This is a genomic window from Streptomyces zagrosensis, assembly GCF_014203645.1.
Taxonomy (GTDB): domain Bacteria; phylum Actinomycetota; class Actinomycetes; order Streptomycetales; family Streptomycetaceae; genus Streptomyces; species Streptomyces zagrosensis.
Window position 1 is genome coordinate 204194 of sequence record NZ_JACHJL010000009.1, and the last position, 23019, is coordinate 227212.

The 23019-nt window shown below is 68.1% G+C and carries 19 protein-coding genes and 1 riboswitch; of the genes, 9 read left to right on the top strand and 10 right to left on the bottom strand.

Translation table 11 applies throughout. The annotated features are described in order from the left end of the window. Positions 1-95 precede the first annotated feature (95 nt). A riboswitch (adenosylcobalamin-variant (AdoCbl-variant) riboswitch) is annotated at positions 96-192 on the bottom strand. A 459-nt stretch (positions 193-651) separates the two neighbouring features. Continuing rightward, positions 652-864 carry a YbdD/YjiX family protein gene (locus tag FHS42_RS18805; protein WP_184573403.1) on the bottom strand — a complete coding sequence of 71 codons (213 nt, stop codon included), beginning with the start codon at positions 862-864 and terminating at the stop codon, positions 652-654. A 160-nt stretch (positions 865-1024) separates the two neighbouring features. Next, positions 1025-3193: a carbon starvation CstA family protein gene (locus tag FHS42_RS18810; protein WP_184573404.1), complete on the bottom strand. Its 2169-nt coding sequence runs from the start codon at positions 3191-3193 to the stop codon at positions 1025-1027. Between the two features lie 806 nt (positions 3194-3999). Between FHS42_RS18810 and FHS42_RS18815 the strand changes: the two genes are divergently transcribed. After that, positions 4000-4830: a PIG-L deacetylase family protein gene (locus tag FHS42_RS18815; protein WP_184573405.1), complete on the top strand. Its 831-nt coding sequence runs from the start codon at positions 4000-4002 to the stop codon at positions 4828-4830. Positions 4831-5143: 313 nt separating this feature from the next. On the opposite strand, the gene FHS42_RS18820 is transcribed toward FHS42_RS18815, so the two are convergent. After that, positions 5144-5938 carry a GntR family transcriptional regulator gene (locus FHS42_RS18820; protein ID WP_246494985.1) on the bottom strand — a complete coding sequence of 265 codons (795 nt, stop codon included), beginning with the start codon at positions 5936-5938 and terminating at the stop codon, positions 5144-5146. A gap of 282 nt (positions 5939-6220) precedes the next feature. Here FHS42_RS18820 and FHS42_RS18825 point away from each other — a divergent pair, with 282 nt between their 5' ends. From FHS42_RS18825 to FHS42_RS18840, 4 genes are all read left to right on the top strand, one after another. Continuing rightward, a complete protein-coding gene (locus tag FHS42_RS18825; protein ID WP_184573406.1) occupies positions 6221-7495 on the top strand; it encodes an extracellular solute-binding protein in 1275 nt (424 codons plus the stop codon). A 91-nt stretch (positions 7496-7586) separates the two neighbouring features. After that, the gene (locus FHS42_RS18830) at positions 7587-8573 is read left to right on the top strand and encodes a carbohydrate ABC transporter permease (protein WP_184573407.1); all 987 of its coding nucleotides are present in this window, start codon (positions 7587-7589) and stop codon (positions 8571-8573) included. Further along, positions 8570-9400, top strand: coding sequence for a carbohydrate ABC transporter permease (locus FHS42_RS18835; protein ID WP_184573408.1), 831 nt, complete (start codon positions 8570-8572; stop codon positions 9398-9400). Before FHS42_RS18830 ends, FHS42_RS18835 begins: the two co-directional genes overlap by 4 nt. Positions 9401-9434: 34 nt before the next feature. Continuing rightward, complete coding sequence (locus FHS42_RS18840) at positions 9435-11171, top strand: glycoside hydrolase family 3 protein (protein WP_184573409.1); 1737 nt, start codon at positions 9435-9437, stop codon at positions 11169-11171. A 627-nt stretch (positions 11172-11798) separates the two neighbouring features. Here FHS42_RS18840 and FHS42_RS18845 read toward each other — a convergent pair. Continuing rightward, positions 11799-12554, bottom strand: a complete 756-nt coding sequence (locus tag FHS42_RS18845; RefSeq protein ID WP_184573410.1) for an SDR family oxidoreductase — start codon at positions 12552-12554, stop codon at positions 11799-11801. A gap of 80 nt (positions 12555-12634) precedes the next feature. On the opposite strand from FHS42_RS18845, the gene FHS42_RS18850 reads away from it, so the two are divergent. Continuing rightward, positions 12635-13318 (top strand): TetR/AcrR family transcriptional regulator, encoded by a 684-nt coding sequence (locus FHS42_RS18850; RefSeq protein WP_184573411.1) that lies wholly within the window; start codon positions 12635-12637, stop codon positions 13316-13318. Between the two features lie 256 nt (positions 13319-13574). Next, entirely contained in the window at positions 13575-15044 is a 1470-nt protein-coding gene (locus FHS42_RS18855; protein ID WP_184573566.1) for a GAF domain-containing sensor histidine kinase, read from the top strand. A 773-nt stretch (positions 15045-15817) separates the two neighbouring features. On the opposite strand, the gene FHS42_RS18860 is transcribed toward FHS42_RS18855, so the two are convergent. Further along, entirely contained in the window at positions 15818-16075 is a 258-nt protein-coding gene (locus FHS42_RS18860; RefSeq protein WP_003953983.1) for a WhiB family transcriptional regulator, read from the bottom strand. A 317-nt stretch (positions 16076-16392) separates the two neighbouring features. Continuing rightward, positions 16393-17361 (bottom strand): diacylglycerol/lipid kinase family protein, encoded by a 969-nt coding sequence (locus FHS42_RS18865; protein ID WP_184573412.1) that lies wholly within the window; start codon positions 17359-17361, stop codon positions 16393-16395. 307 nt (positions 17362-17668) lie between these two features. On the opposite strand from FHS42_RS18865, the gene FHS42_RS18870 reads away from it, so the two are divergent. After that, entirely contained in the window at positions 17669-18163 is a 495-nt protein-coding gene (locus tag FHS42_RS18870; protein ID WP_184573567.1) for a hypothetical protein, read from the top strand. Between the two features lie 267 nt (positions 18164-18430). On the opposite strand, the gene FHS42_RS18875 is transcribed toward FHS42_RS18870, so the two are convergent. The 4 genes from FHS42_RS18875 to FHS42_RS18890 all read right to left on the bottom strand — a co-directional run bounded on the left by FHS42_RS18875 (position 18431) and on the right by FHS42_RS18890 (position 21104). Beyond that, on the bottom strand, positions 18431-19414 hold the full coding sequence (locus FHS42_RS18875; protein WP_246494962.1) for an RNA polymerase sigma factor SigF: 984 nt from the start codon (positions 19412-19414) through the stop codon (positions 18431-18433). Then, positions 19353-19766 carry an ATP-binding protein gene (locus tag FHS42_RS18880; protein WP_184573413.1) on the bottom strand — a complete coding sequence of 138 codons (414 nt, stop codon included), beginning with the start codon at positions 19764-19766 and terminating at the stop codon, positions 19353-19355. The genes FHS42_RS18875 and FHS42_RS18880 overlap by 62 nt, the downstream gene beginning before the upstream one ends. A gap of 335 nt (positions 19767-20101) precedes the next feature. Continuing rightward, positions 20102-20638 (bottom strand): GNAT family N-acetyltransferase, encoded by a 537-nt coding sequence (locus tag FHS42_RS18885; RefSeq protein ID WP_184573414.1) that lies wholly within the window; start codon positions 20636-20638, stop codon positions 20102-20104. Between the two features lie 205 nt (positions 20639-20843). After that, the gene (locus tag FHS42_RS18890) at positions 20844-21104 is read right to left on the bottom strand and encodes a UBP-type zinc finger domain-containing protein (protein ID WP_184573415.1); all 261 of its coding nucleotides are present in this window, start codon (positions 21102-21104) and stop codon (positions 20844-20846) included. A 266-nt stretch (positions 21105-21370) separates the two neighbouring features. On the opposite strand from FHS42_RS18890, the gene FHS42_RS18895 reads away from it, so the two are divergent. After that, complete coding sequence (locus FHS42_RS18895) at positions 21371-22969, top strand: Na+/H+ antiporter (protein WP_184573416.1); 1599 nt, start codon at positions 21371-21373, stop codon at positions 22967-22969. Positions 22970-23019 lie beyond the last annotated feature (50 nt).

Here is a 23019-nt window from a genome sequence, read left to right on the forward strand (position 1 = left end):
GCCGGGCATGCCGCGCAGCGTCCACCGACCCAACCCGCGAGGCCCAGACGTATGCGACGCCCAGGGCCCGGAAACTCGTCCCGGTGGTGGGCGTACTGTCGGCAGGCCCTCGGACTCACGATGCGCAAAAAGGCATACGTACACCGTTGCGGGACAGTTCCGGATTTGCACCGGATTCCCCTGCGGCGACAGCGAGCACGAGCATACATCTTGTGCCGACCAACGCATGCAGCCCCACATCTTGTGTCGCGTCGTCAGGAATCTCGTACGGATGTGCTAATGCTCCCGGATACGTGAGGGCCCATTGGGCCCGTCATCAAGGGCCGGAACGGTTCGGCTGCACCCCTGTGGATTGGTGGCTTGTCACAGTCCCTCGCGTGTTGACCGGCGTCCCGAAGAGGAGTGGGGTTCGCCGCGCGTCGGCCATCTGGGGCGGCGGATATAGCGAGCCGAAGGGGTGGGAACGGGATGCGGTGAGCCGGACGAAGAAGGTGGTGCGTCTGTCGGCCGCACGGGCGGCGGCGGGCCGTACGGGCCTCGGCCCGTCGCCGCAGCGGCCGATGGCCGCCGCCTCCCTCGAAGGGAAGCGGCGGCCATCAGGGTGGCGCGGTACGGCCGGTGCCCGCCGTGCGGCAGACACCGGGGCGGCCGTCAGCAGCAGCGGAAGTCGCCTCGGGGGTCGGCTTCGCGCTCGTCCATCCGTTGCCGCTCGAACTCGGCGCGACTGGGCAGAGCCGCCTCGGGATGCTGTCGCCGAGTGTGCGTGACGTAGCGGTCGTACGTGTTCTCGCCGGTCAGCTCGCGTACGTACCAGCGCACCAGGCGGCCCCAGTGCGCCGCCCGGCGCGCGGTGTGGGTGATCATGTCGATCGGCTCCCTTCCCCAACGGTGCGAACGCTCACGGTGGCCGGCTGTCTGAGTGCCGCGGGAGTCCGGCTCCGTTCCATGATGCCGGTGGGTGCGGCGCCTGTGTGGGTGGCTACGGTGCCGGCTGTGTGGGTGGTTACGGTGCCGGTCCCGGTGGTCACGGCGATCGGTCGCCCTGCGTGGCCCGGCCGCTTTCGGCGGTCGGCGCAGCAGCTGCCGCCGCGAGTTCCCGTTTTTCCTCGTGAGTTGCGATGAGTCCATCGGGGGCCACGATCTGCGACTTCACGTACGGTGCCTCGTGCAGCCGGGTGGCGTCCGGGTTGCGGATGGCCCGGACGCAGGTGCGGGTCGCGTCCGCGATCACGATGATCACCAGCACGGCGAGCAGTGCGGACAGCACCCCGTCCACCGTCGAGTTGGTGACGACGGTGTGCATCTCGTCCATGTTCTTGGCGGGCGGCAGCACCTTGCCGGCGTCGATGGCGTCCTGGTAGCGGTCGCGCTGGCTGAAGAAGCCCACCCTGGGATCGTCGGAAAAGACCTTCTGCCAGCTTGCGGTCAGGGTCACCACGGTGTCCCAGACCAAGGGAATCGCCGTGACCCAGGCCCACTTGAGTCGTCCTGACTTGATCAGCAGTGTGGTGCACACCGCGAGTGCGACGGCGGCCAGGAGTTGGTTGGCGATGCCGAACACCGGGAAGAGCTGGTTGACGCCGCCCAGCGGATCGTGCACGCCCACCCACAGGAAGTACCCCCACAGCGCGACCACGATGGCGCTGGCGATCCAGGCGCCGGGCTTCCAGCCCACGTCGCGAAATGGCTTGTAGAGGTTGCCGAGCATGTCCTGGAGCATGAACCGGCCGACCCGGGTGCCCGCGTCCAGGGCGGTGAGGATGAACAGCGCCTCAAACATGATCGCGAAGTGGTACCAGAACGCCTTCATGCTGTGGCCGCCGATCACATCGGAGAAGATCTCCGACACACCCACGGCCAGCGTCGGGGCGCCACCGGTACGGGAGAGCAGCGAATGCTCCTCCACGGCCTTGGCGGCTGCGGCCAACTGGTCGGGCGAGATGGTGTACCCGAGCCCGGCGATCGCGTCGGACGCGGACTGCACGGTGCCGCCGACCACCCCCGGTGGGGCGTTCATCGCGAAGTACAGGCCCGGATCGATGATGGACGCGGCCACCATCGCCATCACGGCCACGAACGACTCCATCAGCATGGAGCCGTAGCCGATCATCCGTACCTGGGTCTCCTTCTCGATCATCTTCGGCGTGGTGCCGGAGGAGATGAGCGCGTGGAAGCCGGAGAGCGCGCCGCAGGCGATGGTGATGAAGACGAAGGGGAACAGCGATCCGGCGAAGACCGGTCCATCGCCGCGCCCCGCGAAGTCGGTGACGGCGTCCATCTTGAGGGTTGGCAGCGTGAAGACGACGCCCACGGCGAGCAACCCGATGGTGCCGATCTTCATGAAGGTGGACAAATAGTCACGCGGCGCGAGCAGCATCCACACCGGCAGCACCGAGGCGATGAATCCGTACGCCACCAGCCACAGCACCAGCGTGCTGTGGTCCAGGGTGAAGGCGCCCGCCCACGAGGACTCCGCGACCCAGTTGCCGCTGACGATGGCGAGCAGCAGCAACACGACGCCGATGAGGGAGACCTCGGTGACCCGGCCCGGCCGCAGCACCCGCAGATAAAAGCCCATGCCGAGCGCGATGGGGACGGTCATCGCGATGGAGAAGGCACCCCAGGGCGATTCGGCCAGCGCGTTGACCACGATCAGCGCCAACACCGCAAGCAAGATGATCATGATGATGAAGACGGACAGCAGGGCCGCCGCGCCGCCGATCGGGCCGATCTCCTCGCGGGCCATCTGGCCAAGGGACTTGCCGTCCCTGCGGGTGGAGAAGAACAGCGTCACCATGTCCTGCACGGCGCCCGCCAAGATCACGCCGACGATGATCCATATCGTGCCCGGCAGATACCCCATCTGCGCGGCGAGCACCGGACCAACGAGCGGGCCCGCGCCCGCGATGGCCGCGAAGTGGTGCCCGAGCAGCACCCGGCGGTCGGTTGGATGGAAGTCAACGCCGTCGTTCAGGCGCTCGGCCGGCGTGGCCCGTGTCTTGTCCGCGCGCAGCACCTTGGTGAGGATGAAGCGCGAGTAGAAGCGGTACGCGATGGCGTACGAGCCCAGCGCCGCCGCCACCATCCATGCGGCCGATACGTCCTCGCCCCGCGAGAGGGCGAGCATGGCCCAGCCGATGGCGGCGACGATCGCGACGGCTGACCAAATGAGGATGGTGCGGGGGGAGATCATCCGTGGTGTGGAGGTGTTCACTGGTGCAGCCCCCTGTCGCGCTCCCTGGTGAAGGGGCTGGCTGCGCCGGGACGCGCTGGGGGTCGTGGGCCGGGGGGTGGGCCGTGGTGTGGGGGACAGGCGCGTCCGGGTGGGTCACTGCCGGGCGTGGTCTGGACCAATCGCCCGACGGCTCGTACGATCGCCTTCATCTGATGCAACTCCGCTTCCCCACCCCTGCGATGGGACCCGAACGTGCTCGACGTCGTGGTGGTACTGCGGGCTGAAGGCGCCCCACTCGACGCCTCCTCCGCTCTGAACCGGAACGCAAAGACGCCTTCCATCCTCGCCAACACCCGATCATCCTTCCCTCATGCCTCACAGGTCACGCTCGTACCACGCGGTGCGGCGCTGGCCCGGCCCGTGCGTCATCCGGAACCCGCTGAACCGCCACTCGTGTCAGCCGCCCCCGTGTCCGTCGAACGGCTGGCGGAAATCGTCGCTCGGGCAGCCACCGGAAGGGAAGCCTCCGCCGCCACTCACTCTCCGGCTGGCGCCTTGGCTGGCTCCCACGGCATGCGCAAAATGTGCGTCGTGCACGTCATGCACGGCATGCACGTCATGCACGGAGTACACGACATACGCCGCATACGCGCAGTACACGACACGTACAGTCGGAACTCGCCAGATAGCCCGAGCGGATGGGCCGGCCGAAGCCGCGTACGGGGGATGACAGAGTCAGGACGCTGCATGAACCACGCGTGGCCTCGTCCGCCGGCACCGGCGCGTGCGGGGAGCGTTCGACAGTAGGAAAGGATCACAAACCCATGACCCACGAGGCGAAGCCTTCCGCGACGGCGCCTGTGAAACCGTCCGTGACACCCTTCGCGACGGCGCCCGCGGTGAGCTCCGCAACGACGCCGCCGAACGCGCCACGGTGGCGCACCGTTGTGCTGTCACCGCACTTCGACGATGCCGTGCTGTCGCTGGCGGCCGTGATCCCGCGGTTGCGCGGCCCGGTTGTCGTCGTCACCGTGTACGGCGGGGAGCCTGGGCCCGAGGCCGCCGTCTCCGGTTGGGACGAGCGCTGCGGCTTCGGTACGCCGCACGAGGCGTACGAGGCTCGGTCGGTCGAGGACGCGCTAGCCCTCGACATGCTCGGGGTGTCCCGAATAACCCTGCCGCACCCGGACGGCCCGTACGGCGGCGCCGATCAACTCGGCCACCTCGACCAGTGGCTACGCGACCTGCCCGACGGCATCGACGTGCTGGCCCCCCTCGGCACTCGGCAGGCCCACCACGCGTTCGTTCGGGAGCAGGCGCTGCTGACGCGGGCCGCACAGGGCGCGCCGCTGCCCCTGATCTACGCCGATCTTCCGTACACCGGGCACGCTCCGGGCTGGCACACCGACGCGGCCGAGGCCGCGCTCGCGGCCGAGCCGGAGCACGGCGAGTCCTATCGGAGTCTGACGGACCGCTACCGGCTCAGCGTTCGCTGGGACGTCCGACTCGACGATGCGCAGTGGGCCCGCAAGCGCCTGGCCGTGCAGTGCTACGGCTCGCAACTCGCCCCGCTCGGTGTGGACCACGGCCCGTTTTTGTCCTGGTCGGGCCCGCTGCGTACGGAGCGCGTGTGGTCGTTGGAGCAGCGTTCGTAGCCAGCGGTGGCACTGCGGGTGTTGTGCGGGGCGCCGTGGGGCCAGGCGGGCGGCAGGGCGGGCGTGTGGTGGGGCGGCGTATGGCCGGGGGTGGCCCGGTACCGCGGGACGGCCGTGCGCACGGGGGGTGGCTGTGCGGCGGGGCGGGGCCCGGGGGAGTGGTGGGGCGAATGTTCGGGAGGGCGGCGCCCGCCTGCCAGGTGGCAGGGGGCGCCGCGAGCCCGGGTGGGGGCGCGATGCTGCGGCTGGTTGCTGGTTGCTGGTTGCTGGTTGCTGGTTCCTGGTTGGCTGGTTGGCCGCAGCGGGCGCTGGGTCAGTCCGTGGGACGGCGCAATCGGGCGACGAACTTGTACCGGTCGCCCCGGTAGACCGAGCGCACCCACTCCACCGGTTCGCCGTTGTCGTCCAGGGAATGTCGGGACAGCATCAACATCGGCAGCCCGACGTCCGTGCCAAGGAGCCCCGCCTCGCGCGGGGTGGCCAGCGAGGTCTCGATGGTCTCCTCGGCCTCGGCCAGGCGTACGTCGTACACCTCGGCCAGCGCCGTGTACAGCGAGGCGTACTTGACCAGACTGCGGCGCAGCGCAGGGAAGCGCTTCGCGGACAGATGCGTGGTCTCGATGGCCATCGGCTCGCCGCTGGCCAGCCGCAGCCGCTCGATGCGCAGCACTCTGCCGCCGGTGGTGATGTCCAGCAACTCGGCGAGCCGGTCATCGGCCGTGACGTAGCCGATGTCGAGGAGTTGGGAGGCGGGTTCCAAACCCTGTGCCTTCATGTCCTCGGTGTACGAGGTAAGTTGCAGCGCCTGGGACACCTTGGGCTTGGCCACAAAGGTGCCCTTGCCCTGAATGCGCTCAAGCCGCCCCTCGACGACCAGTTCCTGTAGCGCTTGGCGCACCGTCGTCCGGGAGGTGTCAAACTCGGCGGCCAGAGTACGCTCGGGCGGCACCGGAGTGCCCGGGGGCATGGTTTCGGTCATTTCCAGCAAGTGCCGCTTGAGACGGTAATACTTGGGGACGCGCGCGGTGCGTGTGCCGCTCCCGGCCGTCCCGTTGCCGTTGTCCAGCACGCCGCCGACGCTCTGTGCAGTGCCCCCGTCGGTCCCCATGGCGTGACGTCCCGACTCCGATCCTGTTGCCGTCACCGGCTCCTCCGTTACTTTGGCTGGAGGTACGGGGGTGTTCCCCGGACAACGCAGCGCGGCTCACATCGTGGCATGGGCGGGACCAAAGGTGCCCCCATCAACGTGTTGGCAGGCCCCAGGTGTCGGTCCGATAACGGACCTGACAGCGACTCTTATACACCCTTGACACCCCTAAAGGTCTAGGCCAAGCTGCGGGAACTGGTCTAAACCATTAAAGACCAATTTCTGTTCTCTGAGGAGAGTGCTGTGAAGCGTGGGCTCATAGCGGCGACGGGTGTCGCGGCCATGTTGGTGAGCGTTGCGGCCTGTGGGTCTGACGGCGACGACAACAAAGGCTCCGGCAAGGACGGTTGGAAGGGCGAGACCCTGACCGTCTGGGCCATGGACGGGTCCACGCCGGAAGGCTGGACGAAAGATGTGACGACTGCCTTCGAAAAGAAGACCGGAGCCAAGCTGAAGTTTGAAGTTCAGCAGTGGAACGGAATTCAACAGAAGATAACCACGGCACTCTCCGAGACAAATCCCCCGGACGTCATCGAGCTCGGCAACACCCAGACCCCGGCCTACGCACAGACCGAGGGCCTTGCCGACCTGTCGGACCTGAAGAAAGAGATCGGCGCCGACTGGACGGAGAACATCAACAAGTCCTCCGTCTTCAACGGCAAGCAGTACGCGGCCCCCTGGTTCGCCGTGAACCGCGTGGTCATCTACAACAAGAAGGTCTGGGCCGACGCCGGCATCAAGGACATGCCGAAGACGCGCACCGAGTTCTTCAAGGCGCTCGACACCATCGACAAGAAGACCGAAGCCGAGGCCATCTACATGCCCGGCCAGAACTGGTACTTCTTCGACGGCCTCACCATTGGCGCCGGGGCCGAACTGGCGAAGAAGGACGGCGACAAGTACGTCTCCAACCTCTCCGACCCAAAGGTCGGCAAGGCCATGGACATCTACAAGCAGTACGCCGCCTTCAGTGACGCGCCCAAGGACAAGGACGAAGCCACTCCGCAGCAGGCCGAGGTCTTCGCCGGAGGCAAGACCGGCGCTTTCATCGGCATGCCCTGGGAAGCGGCCACCGCCATCAAGGCGAACCCGAAGATAGAAAAGGACATCGGCTACTTCACCATCCCGGGTGAGACCGCTGGCAAGCCCGAGGGCGTGTTCCTCGGTGGCTCCAACCTGTCCATTGCCGCGGGCAGCGAAAAGCAGGAACTGGCGAAGGAATTCCTGCGTATCGCACTCTCCGACACGTTCGAGGGACAGCTTGCCAAGGAAGGCGGCGTAATTCCGAACAAGGAAGCGCTGAAGTCCCACCTCAAGGGCAACGTGGCCGCCGAGGCCAGCGCCGCGGCCTCGGTAAGCGGCGGCACCACCCCGCTGATCCCCGAGTGGGCCTCGGTCGAGAACGCCCCGAACCCGATCAAGACGTACATGACCGCCGTGCTCAACGGCAAGTCGCACGAGGAAGCCGCCAAGTCTGTTGAGGGCGAGCTGAACAAGCGTCTCGGCCAGGAGCTCTAGCCGCTGAAGTACACGCACGCTGCCGGGGGATGGGACATACCAGCCCCCGGCAGCGCATCGACTATGTCCGGCTCAGGAAGAGAAGACGAGCATGTCAGTGCAGACTGAACGCGCGGACGCGGCGCCAGAAACCGCCGTCCACAAGAGTGGGGAACCCCCCGGCGGACTCGACGCCAAACGGCAGCGGATCAGAGACAATTTCCTGCCGTACGTGCTGCTACTTCCCGCGCTAGCCGTAACCCTGGTGTTCCTGGGCTGGCCGATGGTGAAGAACGGTGATCTGTCCCTCCAGAACATCAACCGACGGCAGTTGATCCTTCGGCTCACCGAGTACACCGGGTTCGACAACTTCGAAGAGGCACTCAAGAGCGAGCAGTTCTGGCGCGTCGTTGGACGCTCGATCGTCTTCACTGGCGTCAACGTCATCCTCATCATGGTGATCAGCACGCTGATCGGCCTGTTGCTCGCCCGCCTCGGCAAGACGATGCGCGTAACGCTCCAGTTGGCCCTGGTGCTCACCTGGGCCATGCCCATCATCGCCGCGACCACCGTCTATCAGTGGCTCTTCGCCCAGCGCTTCGGCGTCGTGAACTGGACGCTAGACAAGCTCGGCTGGCACTCGATGGCCGACTACAACTGGATCGGCTCCCAGTTCTCCGCCTTCTTCGTCATCACCTTGCTGATCGTCTGGCAGTCCGTGCCCTTCGTGGCCCTGAGCCTGTACGCCGCGACCACGACGATCCCCGGCGAACTCTACGAGGCGGCGGCCCTGGACGGCGCGGGCGGCTGGAAGAGCTTCACCGCGGTGACGTTCCCCTTCATCAAGCCGTTCCTGTTCGCCACGACCTTCCTTGAGGTCATTTGGGTCTTCAAGGCCCTACCGCAGATCTACGCCATCAGCGGCGGCGCGCCCGACCGGCTTACCGAGACTCTGCCGATCTACGCCTTCGTCGAGGGTGTCGGAAACCAGCACTTCGGCATGGGCGCGGCGATCTCGATGCTCACCATCCTGGTTCTGCTGACCCTCACGTCGTACTACCTCCGCATCGTTTTGAAGCAAGAGAGGGACGAGCTGTGAAGCGTTCACGCCTCGGCCGCATCTGGCCCAACGCAACGGCGATCGTCCTGGCCATCGGGTTCGTCTTCCCTGTCTACTGGATGTTCAACACGGCTCTGAAGCCCACCGGCGACATCCTCACCGAGGACCCGGTCTGGTTTCCGTCCCATCTGACCTTCGAACACTTCGACACGGCCATCAACGCGCCCAACTTCTGGACGCTGGTGCGCAACTCCCTCACCGTCACGATCGTGGCGGTCGCGCTGTCCCTGCTGATCGCCCTGAGCGCCTCGTTCGCCATCGCGCGGATGCGATTCAAGGGGCGCCGTGGCGTGATCCTCGTCTTCATGATCGCCCAAATGGCCCCCTGGGAGGTCATGGTTATCGCGATCTACATGCTGGTGCGGGACGCCGACATGCTCAACAGCCTGGTGCCACTCACCATCTTCTACATGGTCATGGTGCTACCACTGACCATCCTGACGCTGCGGAACTACATCGCGGCGGTGCCCAAGGAACTGGAGGAGTCCGCCATGGTCGATGGCTGCTCCCGTGTCCAGGCGTTCAGGAAGGTCATCTTCCCGCTGCTCGCCCCCGGCCTGATGGCGACCTCCCTGTTCGGATTCATCACCGCCTGGAACGAGTTCCCCATGGTGCTGATTCTCAACAAGGAAGACCACGCTCAGACGCTCCCCGTATGGCTCTACAGCTTCCAGACCAACTTCGGCAATGACTGGGGCGCGACCATGGCCGCCTCCACGCTGTTCGCCCTGCCTATCTTGATCCTCTTCCTCTTCCTCCAGCGCCGGGCCGTTGGCGGCCTGACCTCAGGCGCAGTCAAGGGATAAGGCGCCTTTTCACCTCAAGGGACACCGCTGCACGATGACCACCTCCGCCTTCGCCTCCACCGACTCCCTGACCAGGGACGCCCTCGCCGTCCTCCAGCCGGGTTTCAAGGGCACCACCTCCGCCCCCGACTGGCTGCTTCGCAGGATTGACGAGGGGCTAGCGTCCGTCGCGCTGTTCGGCCGCAACGTCGTTGGGCCCGAGCAGCTCGCCGCGCTCACCGGTCGGATGCGGGCGGAACGTGGTGACCTGTTGGTGGCTATCGATGAGGAGGGTGGCGACGTCACCCGCCTTGAGGTGAACGAGGGCTCCTCCTTCCCCGGCAACTTGGCCCTTGGCGCAGTGGACGACCCGGACCTCACCCGGGCCGTCGCCCAGGAGATCGGCCGGCGCCTAGCCGAGTGCGGAATCAACCTCAACTGGGCGCCGGCCGCCGACGTCAACGCCAATCCGGACAACCCGGTGATCGGCGTCCGCTCCTTCGGCGCAGACCCGGCCCTGGTGGCCCGGCACACCGCGGCCTATGTGGAGGGCATGCAGGCGGCCGGGGTCGCCACGAGCGTCAAACACTTCCCCGGCCACGGCGACACCGCCGTGGACTCGCACCATGACCTCCCGCGTATCGACGCCGACCGGACCGTCTTGGACCGCCGTGATCTGGTGCCCTTCCGCGCCGCCGTGGCGGCCGGGACCCGCGCGGTGATGAGCGCGCACATCCTGGTGCCCGCCCTCGACCCGATCCGGCCCGCCACCCTCAGCTCCGCCGCCCTACATGGCCTGCTGCGGCAGCCCGTGGCCGATGGCGGACTCGGCTTCGACGGGTTGATCGTCACCGACGCCATGGAAATGAAAGCGATCTCCGCGACATACGGCCTGGAACACGGCTGTGTGCTGGCCATCGCCGCCGGTGCTGATGCCATCTGCGTCGGTGGCGGCCTGGCCGACGAGGAAACCGTGCAGCGGTTGCACGATGCCCTCGTACGGGCCGTACACGTCGGCGAACTGACGGAGGAGCGGCTCGCCGACGCCGCGGCCCGGGTCCGCGCCCTGGGTGCTTGGGCCCGCCTCGGCACCCAGCACGCGGCCTCCTTCGTAGCCTCGGCCCCCAGGTCGGCCTCGGCCTCGGCCTCGGCCCCGATGTCGGCCCAGGCTATGGCGTCAGCCTCGGCCTCGGGCTCGGCGCAGTCCGCGGTCCTCGCGTCAGTCTCGGGCTCGGATGCAGCCCTGGCGTCGGCCTCGGGGCCGACCAGCGCGCCGGCCGGGCGGGCAGCGCACGCCGTACCCGCCGCCCCCGAGGTGGGCCTCACTGCCGCGCGCCGCGCCGTCCGCGTGACCGCCGGTGAGCAGGGTTTCAGCCCGCTCCAACAGTCCGCCTACGTCGCCGCCTTCACCCCCATGGCGAGCATCGCGGTCGGCGATGACACCCCGTGGGGCGTCGCGGCCGAACTGGCCCGGCTGCTCCCCGGCACCGAGACCGAACCCGTGACCAAGGCCCGAATGACCCGCGACGGTGTGCCCGCGACGATCGCGCGGGTGTGCGCTGCGGCGGGCAAACGCCCGATCGTCGCGGTCGTGCGAGACGTCCACCGACACCACTGGATGACCGAGGGCCTCAACGCCTTGGTCGCCGCACGGCCCAACACGATCGTCGTGGAAATGGGCGTACCCCAGGCAGCGCCCATCGGCGCCCTGCACATCGCCACTCACGGCGCAGCCCGAGTCTGCGGACGCGCCGCGGCGGAGGTCATCACTGGCGGCGAAGCCGTACGGTAATGCGGCCCGGTGAGGCACTCGGTCATGCGCCTGGTGAGGCGCCCGGTGAGGCGCCCGGTGAGGCACCTGATGGTCCGCCTGGTGAGGTGCCCGGCGAGGCCGGGCACAGCATCCGTGTGCTGGTGCTGGGCTGGGGGCCATTGCTGGGGCTGGGGCTCATCCCCATGCTTGTGCCGACGCCCTCCCCTCCCCCCTCCCCTCCTCATGCCCATGTTTAGCGCCCGTGCCCGTGCCCGTGCCCATGTCCGTGCCGAGCGACGGACATCTGTCGGTAGGGCGTACACCGGCCCGGCCGATAGGGCGCATGCCTGCTGGTAGGGCGCGCACCTGCCCGGGGCAGCGTCGGGCCAACCGGGGCCCGCCACCGGTAGGAGCGCTCCGATCGGGGGACGAGCCGGCTGATCGGTTGGCGCCGGCGGTTGGGGAAGTGCGGAGGCCGAGCCTTGGGAGCGATGGCCGGTGGGCCGTACGGCTGGGCGTTCGGGCGCTGCCCCTGCCCCGTTTGCCCTGTCCGCCACGTTCGATCGTCTGCCACGTTCGGCACGTTCAGTCGTGCCCCCGCCCCCATCCGAGGCGTTTTCCACCTGAAGTGCCCGAGGTGGGCTCTGTCGGCCATTCCAGCGTCGGTCAGACCAGCGCGCCTCCCGATGCGTCGATCCACTGGCCGGTGACCCACCGGCTGTCTGGTGAGGACAAGAAGGCCACGATGTCGGCTATGTCATCGGCCTTGGCTACTCGGTTGAAAGGCGATGCCTCGGCGGCGGCAGCCAGGGCCTCGGGTTCGTTGCGCAACCAGTCCGCGTTCATGTCGGTGTCCACCACGCCCGGCGCTACCGCGTTCACCGATATCCCGCGGGGGCCAAGCTCCTTGGCGAGGGTCATCGTGAGAACGTCGATGGCGCCCTTGGTCATGGAGTAACCGATCAAATCCGGTATGGCGGCGCCCCGGGTCAGCGTCGTGGAGATGTTGACGATCTTGCCGCCGTCCCGCAGCCGTGACAGTCCGAGCTGGGTCACGAAGAAAGGTGCCTTGGCGTTCACCGCGAAGACCCGGTCGAACGCCTCCGGTGTCACCGTGGCGATCGGGTCCTTCGACTCGACGATTCCCGCATTGTTGACCAGGATGTCGAGCCCGTCGGCCTGCTCGTCGAAGGCGGCCCACAGGGTCTCTGCGTCTCCCGGCACCCCAAGCTCGGCACGCAGCGCGAACGCCTGTCCGCCTGCCGTCTCGATCGCCGCCACCGTCTCCCGCGCCGCCGCGTCATTGCGCCCGTAGTGCACGGCCACCCTGGCGCCGTCCCGTGCCAGCCGCTCGGAGATGCCTCGCCCGATGCCCCGACTGCCACCGGTGACCAGAGCCGTCTTGCCGTTGAGCGCGCCCATGGCTACGCCCCCTTCTTTCTTTAGGAGTCGCTACAGAAGGACCGTAACACATTGATTAGTGGTCGCTATAGAATGGGGAAATGGTTACCACGAACGAGGGATGCGAAGGGGCGGTGAGGCGCGGCAGGCCCCGCTCCTTTGACCGTGATGCGGCGCTGCGGGCCGCGACCATAGAGTTTTGGGACCGCGGCTTCGAGGCGGTCTCCATCGCCGACCTCACCCGCGTGATGGGCGTCAAGGCGCCGAGCCTCTATGCGGCCTTCGGGGACAAGAAGACGCTGTTCGAAGAGGCCATCGAGACGTACCTGCGCGACTTCGGCGGCTTCATCGGCCGTGCGCTCGAAGAGGAGCCGACCGCTCACCAGGGCGTTGCCCGCATGCTTCATGAGGCCGCGGCCTGGCATACGCTGCCCGGCTACCCGCGCGGCTGCATGCTGATCAGCGCCGCGATCAACTGCACCACCCAGTCCGCAGAGGTCGCCCAGGGTCTCGCCGGCCGCCGTAACGACGGGGTTGCGGCGATCGAGCGGCGCATCGGCGCCGACATTGCGGCGGGGATTTTGCCAAGCCATACGGACGCCCATGCGCTCGCCGTCTACTGCACGGTCGTGCTGCACGGCATGGCCCAACAGGCCAGGGACGGCGTGGACCGGGAGACGCTGGAAGCCGTGGCGCACACCGCGATGGCGGCCTGGCCTGCCGAGGTGCGGGGTGCAGCGGGGGAGGGGCGCGGGTCACCCGTGGCGGAATCGGGCGCCTCGTAAAAGACCCGCGGGCCGCGGCGCCAGGGCGGGACCCTCAACCCGCCCGGCACCGCAGCCCGGAGTTGCATCGGCCAATGTGGCCGATCTGAGGCTCGGCGCGGTCAGGGCAGAGAGCACCGTCAGCCTCGGTCCGCTCTCCTGTGCGGGGAGAGCGGAAGTCGCTGTCGTTATTGTGGACTAGACCATTCTCCGCTGTCTACGGCTCCGTGCAGACTGGCCTGGGGCAGGGCCCGGGTAGGCTCGCGGCGTGCCCTCCATGAACGATCTCGTACACCAGCACACCGCTCTCGGTGATTCCGACCTTGAGTGGCTTCACCTGCTGGTTTCGGAGTGGCAGTTGCTCTCCGACCTGTCCTTCGCCGACCTGGTGCTGTGGGTCCCCACCCGGGATGGGACTCGCTACGTCTCGGTGGCGCAGATGCGGCCCAACACCGGGCCCACCTCGTACCAGGACGACATGGTGGGCCACCTCGTTCCGCGGGGACGCCGTCCGATGCTGGACGCCGCGCTCGATGAGGGCCGCATCGTCCGCGAGGGCGACCCGGAGTGGCGTGAGGAGGTGCCGGTTCGGGTGGAGTCGATCCCCGTGCGCCGCGACGGCCGGGTGCTCGGGGTCATCGCGCGCAACACCAATCTGCTGACGGTACGGACTCCGAGCCGACTGGAGCTCACGTATCTGCAAAGCGCCTCCGACCTTGCCCAGATGATCGCTGCCGGGACCTTTCCGTTTCCCGGCCAGCAGGTGGACATGGACGCGTCGCCGCGTGCGGGGGACGGGCTCATCAGGCTCGATGCGGAAGGCGTCGTCCAGTACGCGAGCCCCAACGCGCTCTCCGCCTATCACCGCCTTGGCCTCGCCGCTGACCTGGTGGGCCACCACCTGGGACGTACCACTGCCGAGCTTGCGCCCGCCCGCGGGCCAGTGGACGAGGCACTGGTCAAACTGGCCAGCGGCTGGGCTCCGCGGGAGTTCGAAGTCGAGGGCGAGGAGGGCGTCATCCAGTTGCGCGCCATTCCGCTCAAGCCCAAGGGCACCCATATCGGCTCGCTCGTACTGCTGCGCGACGTCACCGAACTGCGGCGCAGGGAACGGGAGCTGATCACCAAGGACGCCACCATCCGCGAGATCCATCACCGGGTGAAGAACAACCTACAGACCGTGGCTGCCCTCTTGCGGCTCCAGGCTCGGCGGATGGATTCGGAGCAGGGCCGCGAGGCGCTCAACGAGGCCGTGCGCAGGGTCGGTTCGATCGCGATCGTGCACGAGACCCTGTCGCAGAATTTGGACGAGCGTGTCGAGTTCGACGAGATCGCCGATCGAGTGCTCGCCATGGTGGCCGAGATCGCGCCGGGCACGGTCGCCGCTCGGCGCACCGGACGGTTCGGCATCCTCGACGCCGAGGTGGCCACGCCGCTGGCCATGGTGCTCACCGAGGTGTTGCAAAACGCCCTTGAGCATGGCTTTGGCCCAGGTGAGCAGGGCATGGTCGAGGTCAGCGCGGTGCGCGGTGGTACCAGGACCGAGGGCCGGTTGCTGGTCACGGTGCAGGACAACGGGCGCGGGCTGCCGGAGGGATTCGACCCGCGCCGGGCGGGGAACCTCGGCCTCCAGATCGTCCGCACCCTGGTCGAGGGGGAGTTGGTCGGCACGTTCGACATGCTCCCGGCACCCACCGGCGGAACCCGGGTCATCCTCGACCTCCCGGTGCGCGCCAAAAAGAGCTGACGCCCCGAACACCTGTGGGCCTGCGGCGTACCGGACCGGCGCGTGGGCCCACAACACCCAACGGGCGCGCGCCCCGACCGTATGCCCGCACCGCACGCCCCAACACGCGCCGCTCGCGCCGCCGGTAAGTGCACCGTCAGGGCACGAGAACACATCCGCCGCCGCGCTCGCACACGCGCACCTTCGTGGAGGTACGAGGCGCGCGCATCGTCGGTCTACGAGCATGCGTGCCCCTGCTTGAACGCGGAGCTGACGACCGCATGCGCCGCTCGCAGGCGTACGCATGGTCGGCGAGCGTACGCGGAATCGGTTCCTGCACCGATAGTTGATGGGGCGTCAGTGAACGTCGCTCATTCGTTATGTGCCCAGCGGCCCGACGAGCCGGCTACGGCCGGGCCGCAGGGGGAGATAGGCGTGGGTTGCTGGGCTCAGTGCGGGAACCTGCCGGCGATCGATATCTGACCGTTGCCTACGCGGTGTTCTTTCGCGCGCTGGGACACGCCTTACGGCGGAGGTGTCCGGACAATCACGTCAGCGCACGCGCATGCCATGTGCCCCTGATGTGCGGGTTTCTTGGTGAGCGTGTGTTGATGTGCGCAGTGGGGCGGCGGACCCCACACAGCACTGAGCCCCGGACCCATCTGGTCCGGGGCTCAAAGCTCACGTTGCTGTGGGGGCACCGCCCTTGGCACCTCCCGGTCAAAGACCGGGGGCGGAGCCTGGCAGAGCATTGGGGTACTGCGCGCTGCGGCTCGGGGGCCGAGGGGCTGCGGTCAGGCGCTGGCGTTGCGCGCCCGGTTGCGAGCGGCGCGGCGCTTCATTGCGCGGCGCTCGTCCTCGCTGAGGCCACCCCAGACGCCGGAGTCCTGGCCGGACTCAAGCGCCCACTGCAGGCACTGCTCCATGACGGGGCAGCGGCGGCAGACGGCCTTGGCTTCCTCGATCTGCAGCAGCGCAGGACCGGTGTTGCCGATGGGGAAGAACAGCTCGGGATCTTCCTCGCGGCAAACGGCGTTGTGACGCCAGTCCATGGCTGCTCCATCTCCTCGTATTGCGGGATCATTGCTTGTGAATGTGAACGCTTTCACGAATCCCCCTGCAATGGAAGGGCCGCCGCCCAGTTGCCCGGTGCGGACCTGAAGTCATAAGGAGGAGGATTCGGGCTCTCAAGGGGGCCCGTGTGCAGCCGTCCCGATCGCCATGAAGAGACTCGCAAACCTCGGCGACGGATACAACCCCTTCCGGAAAGTTTTTTTTGAATCCACGGTGTCGCCTCAGTCACAGCCGTACTTCCACAGGGTGGAGGCCAGCCTAAACGTTCGAGTGGAAGGAGTTTTGGGCCTGCCACTCACACAATCACACGCAGTGCATGGCGTACGCCTGTGAACGTCACGCTCGTACGCAGTCCCAGGTGGTCGCCGTCCATCTGGAGGGGCAGTGGAACCTGTGATTGCAAGGTGAAGTCGGTGAGGTCATGCAGGGTGACCGCGTGCTTGCCGTGCGGACCGCGCTCCGGAGTGGAGGTGAGCAGGTGGGTCGCGTAACGGGCGACCGCCGGGGTGGTCAGCTTTGTCAATCCGAGCACGTCAAGGCCGGTGTCGAAGGACGCCTGGGGCGATGCATAGATCGGCCGGTTGCCGAAGTACGTCCATGGTGAGGTGTTGCACACTATCGACAGCGCCAGGTCGGAGATCGGGTCCTCGCCTGGCCGTTCGATGGTGATGGCGCCCTGCCTGCGATGCGGCTCACCGAGAAACTGTCGCAAGGTCTGCCGTACGTACAAGGCGTGGGTCGAACGCTTGCCGCGCTCTCGCTGCTGCTCGACCCGGCCGATGACGCCGGCATCGAACCCGAAGCCCGCGCAGAAGGTGAACCAGCGCTCGGGCACTGCCTCGTCCGCCGTGCCCGGGGTGCCCGCCGCAAGGCCAAGGCCCACCGTGCGCTCGCTGCCCTCGCGCAACGCGGCCAGTAGCGCGCCGGTCGCCTCCACCGCATGGTTGGGCAGGCCGAGTGCCCGTGCGAACACGTTGGTGGAACCACCCGGCACCACGGCGAGCCGGGGCAGATCGCTCGGGGACGGGCCATGGTGCAGCAACCCGTTGACCACCTCGTTGACGGTGCCGTCGCCACCGAGCGCGACCACCACGTCGTACGTGCCGCTCTCGGCCGCTCGGCGGGCCAGATCGCGGGCGTGCCCCCGATACTCCGTGTTCGCGACCTCCAGCTTGAGGTCGCTGGCGAGTGCATGGGTCAACACATCACGGGTGCGGGCACTGGTGGTGGTTGCTGCCGGATTGACCACGAGGAGCGCGCGCATGCGATGCAGACTACCTAGCTGCTGATGGAGCTCCCACCCCCCGGGTGCGCCTCCACGGCTCACAGGGGCCGGGCTCGGGGTGTTTGGGGGCCCAGCTTCGGGGCCCCACGGGGCAGGGCAGCGGACGGACTACCCTGCATGGGTGAGCAGCAAGCAGAACCGTAGCCCCGGGCAGCGCCGACAGAAGGCTGCCGGAGCCGCCAAGACAGCTAAAGCGGCAAAAGCAGCCGAAACAGCTGGAACAGCTGACACAGCTGACACAGCTGAAACACAGCGTAAGACGGCTTCGGACGACGACCGGGCCCCGGTGGCCCCCGCTTCCCAGGCGCCCGCGGACCGAAGCCGTGCCGCTGATGAGCGCACCTCGCCCAGCCGCGCCACGGCCGATGGGGCGGCTGACGAGCCGGCGGGCCCGCGTCCTGCTCGGCTGACCGGTGCCGCGGTCATCGCGGTCGTCGAGGGCGCACTGCTCGCCGCGTACGGGGTTTACCTGGTGGTGATGGGCTTGGTCGGTGACCCGGACAGTCCGCAGCAGACGGAGATTCTCGCGGTCGTGTTCTTCGTCCTGGCGGCGCTGCCGCTGGTGGCTGCCCGCGGACTGTGGCTGCGCCGCAGTTGGAGCCGCGGACCGGCGATGATTACGCAGATCATGGCGCTGCCGGTGGCGTGGACGCTGATCAACTCCGGAGGTCTGCTGATCGCGGGCGGGATCGGCATCGCCATCGCCGCCATCACGGTCCTCGTGCTGCTCGTCAACCCCACCGCGACCGAGGCGCTCGGCATCGGGCCACGGGACGCGTAACGCTCACCGCGCCCCATGTGCGGCGTGGTGCCCTGCCAGCACGTCGTGCGGCTCGCCTCGGACTCCGAGGCGAGCCGCACGACGTTTCGCGCTGACTGCTACCCCCACTGCTACCGCCACCGCTGACCGCTGATCCGCGTACGGCCCCGTGCACGTGCCCCCACATGGGGTGGTGTGCGGGGGCCGTGGGCACGGGCGGGTGGCGCTGCCCGATGGGGCCGGCGCCCTCGGCTCGACGAGGCCGCCGGTGTGGTGTGTGTGGCGTGCTCACTCCTCCACGAGCAGCCTTTCCCGAAGTTGGGCGAGGGTGCGCGCAAGGAGTCGGGAGACGTGCATCTGGGAGATGCCGACCTCCTGGGCGATCTGCGACTGGGTCATGTTGCCGAAGAAACGCAGCAGCAGAATCTTCTTCTCGCGTGGTGGCAGGTCCTCAAGTAGCGGCTTGAGGGACTCGCGGTACTCGACGCCCTCCAGCGCCTCGTCCTCCGCGCCGAGGGTGTCCGCGACCGCCGGGGACTCGTCGTCCGTGTCAGGGACGTCGAGCGAGAGCGTGCTGTAGGCGTTGGCGGACTCCAGCCCCTCCAGCACCTCTTCCTCGGAGATGCCCAGATGCTCGGCCAACTCGTGCACGGTGGGAGCACGGCCATGCCGCTGGGACAGCTCAGCGGTGGCTGTGGTGAGGGCCAGCCGCAGTTCCTGAAGCCTGCGCGGCACCCGCACCGCCCAGCCCTTGTCCCGGAAGTGCCGCTTGATCTCACCGACGACCGTGGGCGTTGCGTACGTGGAGAACTCCACGCCGCGGTCCGGGTCGAACCGGTCAACGGACTTGATCAGCCCGATGGTGGCGACCTGGGTGAGGTCATCGAGCGGTTCCCCGCGGTTGCGGAAGCGCCGCGCGAGATGTTCCACCAGCGGGAGGTGCATCCGCACGAGGTGGTTGCGCAACTCGGCCCGCTCCATGGAGCCGTCGGGGAGCTGGCGCAGCTCTATGAACATCGCCCGTGCGCCGCTTCGGTCCTGTGGATCGTGACTGCGCTTCTCGTGTTGGTGCTGATCCATGTGGTCCGCCCGCTCTGGTCCGTCGCCGGCCGACTCCGGGTCCGCGGGATGCGGCCGGTCCGGCTGCTGCGGGATGGCCGGGGTGCGCACCCCTCGCGATGATGCAGTGCTCACGGAGCCCCCCTTTCCGTCACGGCTGTCCGGGACCGGCGCCGCGCTTCTTGTGCAGGCTGATGGTGACCGTGCGGTCATCGGCAACCGTGGAGTCAACCTCGCCGGCCAGCGCGGAGAGCACCGTCCAGGCGAAGGTGTCGCGCTCGGGAGCGCGACCATCTGTAGTTGGTGCGGAAACCGTGACCCGTAGCGCGTCGCCGACCAGTCGGAAGACGCATTTGAGGACGCTGCCAGGAACCGCTTGTTGAAGGAGGATCGCGCATGCCTCATCCACGGCAATGCGTAGGTCCTCGATTTCGTCGAGGGTGAAGTCCAAACGGGCTGCTAGGCCGGCTGTGGCCGTACGCAACACCGACAGGTAGGCACCCGCAGCGGGCAACCGGACTTCCACGAAGTCCTGGGTCCCGGGCTCGCCTGCGATCTGGGACACCCTCACCTCCAAGGTGACACAAGCTGGTTGAGCTGATATGAGCGCCGGCCGTCAGCCCTTATGGTGGAGGCAGACGAACTGGCGCGGCACATGGTTCGGCTGCGACGCTATCGCGATCTGTGGCCTCGTGTCGCCTGGACGGAGCATGGCTCGCCCCAGGGGAGTACGGAGCCCGAGGACCACGACTGTCACTCATGGTAAGCACATGAATACGCACAGTGGTAGGGGTCTGTGGCCTCAAATTGAAAGAGATGGCGCCCTGTTGATCACCCCGACACCCTTCGCCTCCTCAAGAGGGGCCGTCGTCCCTGCTCAGCACAGTGTGTCGGTGCTGCCTAGCAGGTCTCTTCGGCAAGCGCCGCGAGGCTTCGCAGCGGGGCGCCGGACAGCCGCCGCACCGTCCACTCGTCCATCGCTTCGGCGCCAAGGGACTTGTAAAACATGATCGAGGGCTCGTTCCAGTCGAGGACCGTCCACTCGCAGCGCTCATAGCCACGGTCCACGCAAATTCGCGCCAGTGCGGCCAGCAATGCCTTGCCGTGGCCGCCGCCACGTGCCGATGGGCGAACGTACAGATCCTCCAGGTAGACCCCGTGCGTGCCGGTCCACGTGGAGAAGTTGCGGAACCACAGCGCGAAGCCGACCGGCTCGACAGCGGCGCCCTCGGGCTCGCCGGCGGCGGGCCCACCGGCGGCGGGCTCGACGGGCTGCTCAGCTATCAGGGCGAAGACGGCCGGGTGCTCGCCGAAGAGGGCGACGCGCAGTTGCTCCTCGGTGGCCTTGGCCGCCTTCGGCTCACGCTCGTACTCCGCGAGTTCGCGGACCATCGCGTGGATCGCGGGGACGTCGCCGGGTGTCGCTGGTCGGATCATGCGGCCAAAGGTAACCGGGGGGTCCGACAGCCGAGGCGCCGGGCCCGACCCGATGGCCGCTCGCCTGCGTGGGGCCCGCAGTTGGCCCACTACACGGCGGCGAGCCAAACCCGCGCCCGCGCCGCGCCACCAGCGTCGGGCCCAGACCCCAGACCCCGGGCCCAGACCTCGGGCCCAGACCCCGGCCTCCGATTCAGACTCAGACTCAGACGAGGGTCTGGTCAGCGAAGCACCAGCGCCAGTTCTCGTCCGGTTCGAACGAGCGCATGACCGGGTGGCCGCTGGCAGCGTGGTGGGCCGAAGCGTGCCGAAGTGGGGAGGAGTCGCAGCAGCCAACATGGCCGCAGCTCAGGCATAGCCGCAGGTGAACGGGGTGGGTGCCGGCCTCGACGCACTCCAGGCAGGCCGCGCTCTGGGCGGCGGGTTCGGGGCGCGGCAACTCGGCGACATGGAGGCACTCGCTCATGGTGGCAAGCCTAAGCCGCTTCGTCCGGCCTCGACGGGTGAGGGAAGCGGCAAGCGCGCCGCGAGCCCCGGGGCTGGGCGGCGCTGGCGGTACGGGCGGTACGGGTCGGGTGGATCAGGGAGGGCGCCTTGTGTGCGCGGCCATGCGGGTCATGCCTGCCACGGCGGACCCTGCCGGCCGTGGGGAGAGCGTGGTCTGGGGGAAACATGGGGCGGTGAGGGCCGTACGAGACGTGCGAGCCGTGAGGATGGGATGGGCGCGGGCCGATGGACGTCATTCCCTTGCTGATGCTGGTTGCGGGCAGTGCGGCGATCGCCGGTGCGGCCCGCCGTACCCCGGTGCCGGGGCCGTTGCTGCTCGTCGCCGCCGGTCTGGTCGCCTCGTACGTGCCGGGTGTGCCCGAGTACGCGCTGGACCCGCATGTCGTGCTGCCGCTGCTGTTGCCGCCCCTGCTGCACATGGCCGCGTTGGAGAGCTCCTATTTGGATCTGCGGGCGAATCTGCGGCCGGTCGCGCTGCTGTCGGTCGGCTATGTGCTCTTCGCGACGCTTGCCGTTGGGTGGATCGCGTATCTGGTGGTTCCGGGGCTGCCCTTGACCTCGGCGCTGGTGCTTGGCGCAGTGATCGCCCCGCCCGACGCGGTCGCGGCCACCGCCATCGCCCGCAAGGCCGGGCTGCCGTCTCGCATCACCACGATCTTGCAGGGCGAGTCGCTGGTCAACGACGCCACCGCGATCACGGCCTACAAGGTGGCGCTGGCCGCCGCGGTCGGCGAGGGCGCCACCTGGGGCTCGGGCGTGCGGGAGTTCCTCGTAGCGGCGGTGGGCGGGGTGGTGGTCGGGGCGGTGTTGATGGTGCCGCTGCACTGGCTGCGGACCCGGCTTCGGGAGCCGCTGTTGCAAAACACGCTGTCGCTTCTCATCCCGTTTGTCGCGTACGCGGTCGCCGAGCAGGTCGAGGCGTCGGGAGTGTTGGCCGTGGTGGTCGTTGCGCTGCATTTGGGCCATCACTCCTGGCAGGTGGACTTCGCGACCAGGCTTCAGGAACACGCGGTGTGGAAGATGGTCTCCTTCGTGCTGGAGTCGGTGGTCTTCGCGCTGATCGGCCTGCAACTGCCCGTCGTGCTGCGGGGCCTTGGCGAGTACGGGATCGGGGAAACGCTCTGGTACGCCACGGCGGTGTTCCTCGCCGTGGTGGTCGTGCGCTATCTCTGGGTCTTCCCGGCGACCTTCGTACCGCGCGCGCTTTCGACGCGGGTCAGGCAGCGGGAGCCCGATGTGGATTGGAAGGCCCCGGCCATCGTGGGCTGGGCGGGGATGCGCGGCGTGGTGTCGCTGGCCATTGCCTTTTCCCTGCCCACGGCCGCCCATGGCGGGGACGTTTTTCCGGCCCGTGACCTGGTGCTGCTGCTCACCTTCAGCACCGTGATCGGCACGCTCGTCGTGCAGGGGCTTACGTTGCCGACGCTGATTCGTGCGCTACGGCTGCCGGGCCGCGATGTGCGCGGCGAGACGCTGGCTGAGGCGCAGGCGCAGAGCAAGGCATCGCAGGCGGCCGAGCAGCGGCTGACGGAACTGCTCGCGGACGAGCGCAACCAGCTCCCCCTGCCGCTGGCCGACCGGCTGCGGACGGTCGTCGAGCGGCGCCGCAACGCGGTGTGGGAGCGGCTCGGCACGGTGAGCGCGGCCACGGGCGAATCGGTGGACGAGACGTACCGGCGGCTCTTCCGCGAGGTGATCGGGGCCGAGCGGGAGGCGTTCGTACGGCTGCGGGATGAGCGGCGCATCGACGACGAGATGCTACGGACGCTGCTGCGCCGACTGGATTTGGAGGAGGCGGCGGCGTACCGCGAGGGCGAGGAGTAGCTGCCCGGGTGCGTTGGGGTGAGCGTGGGGCGCGCAGGTGGTCGTCTGAG

Coding starts and splice junctions, on each gene's coding strand:
- FHS42_RS18830 (WP_184573407.1), top strand. CDS start 7,587: ATGTCAGTGCAGACTGAACGCGCGGACGCGGCGCCAGAAACCGCCGTC.
- FHS42_RS18845 (WP_184573410.1), bottom strand. CDS start 12,554: ATGGGCGCGCTCAACGGCAAGACGGCTCTGGTCACCGGTGGCAGTCGG.
- FHS42_RS18815 (WP_184573405.1), top strand. CDS start 4,000: ATGACCCACGAGGCGAAGCCTTCCGCGACGGCGCCTGTGAAACCGTCC.
- FHS42_RS18885 (WP_184573414.1), bottom strand. CDS start 20,638: ATGATCCGACCAGCGACACCCGGCGACGTCCCCGCGATCCACGCGATG.
- FHS42_RS18890 (WP_184573415.1), bottom strand. CDS start 21,104: ATGAGCGAGTGCCTCCATGTCGCCGAGTTGCCGCGCCCCGAACCCGCC.
- FHS42_RS18820 (WP_246494985.1), bottom strand. CDS start 5,938: ATGGGGACCGACGGGGGCACTGCACAGAGCGTCGGCGGCGTGCTGGAC.
- FHS42_RS18840 (WP_184573409.1), top strand. CDS start 9,435: ATGACCACCTCCGCCTTCGCCTCCACCGACTCCCTGACCAGGGACGCC.
- FHS42_RS18805 (WP_184573403.1), bottom strand. CDS start 864: ATGATCACCCACACCGCGCGCCGGGCGGCGCACTGGGGCCGCCTGGTG.
- FHS42_RS18895 (WP_184573416.1), top strand. CDS start 21,371: ATGGACGTCATTCCCTTGCTGATGCTGGTTGCGGGCAGTGCGGCGATC.
- FHS42_RS18865 (WP_184573412.1), bottom strand. CDS start 17,361: ATGCGCGCGCTCCTCGTGGTCAATCCGGCAGCAACCACCACCAGTGCC.
- FHS42_RS18855 (WP_184573566.1), top strand. CDS start 13,575: ATGAACGATCTCGTACACCAGCACACCGCTCTCGGTGATTCCGACCTT.
- FHS42_RS18810 (WP_184573404.1), bottom strand. CDS start 3,193: ATGATCTCCCCCCGCACCATCCTCATTTGGTCAGCCGTCGCGATCGTC.
- FHS42_RS18875 (WP_246494962.1), bottom strand. CDS start 19,414: ATGACCGCACGGTCACCATCAGCCTGCACAAGAAGCGCGGCGCCGGTC.
- FHS42_RS18860 (WP_003953983.1), bottom strand. CDS start 16,075: ATGGACTGGCGTCACAACGCCGTTTGCCGCGAGGAAGATCCCGAGCTG.
- FHS42_RS18850 (WP_184573411.1), top strand. CDS start 12,635: ATGGTTACCACGAACGAGGGATGCGAAGGGGCGGTGAGGCGCGGCAGG.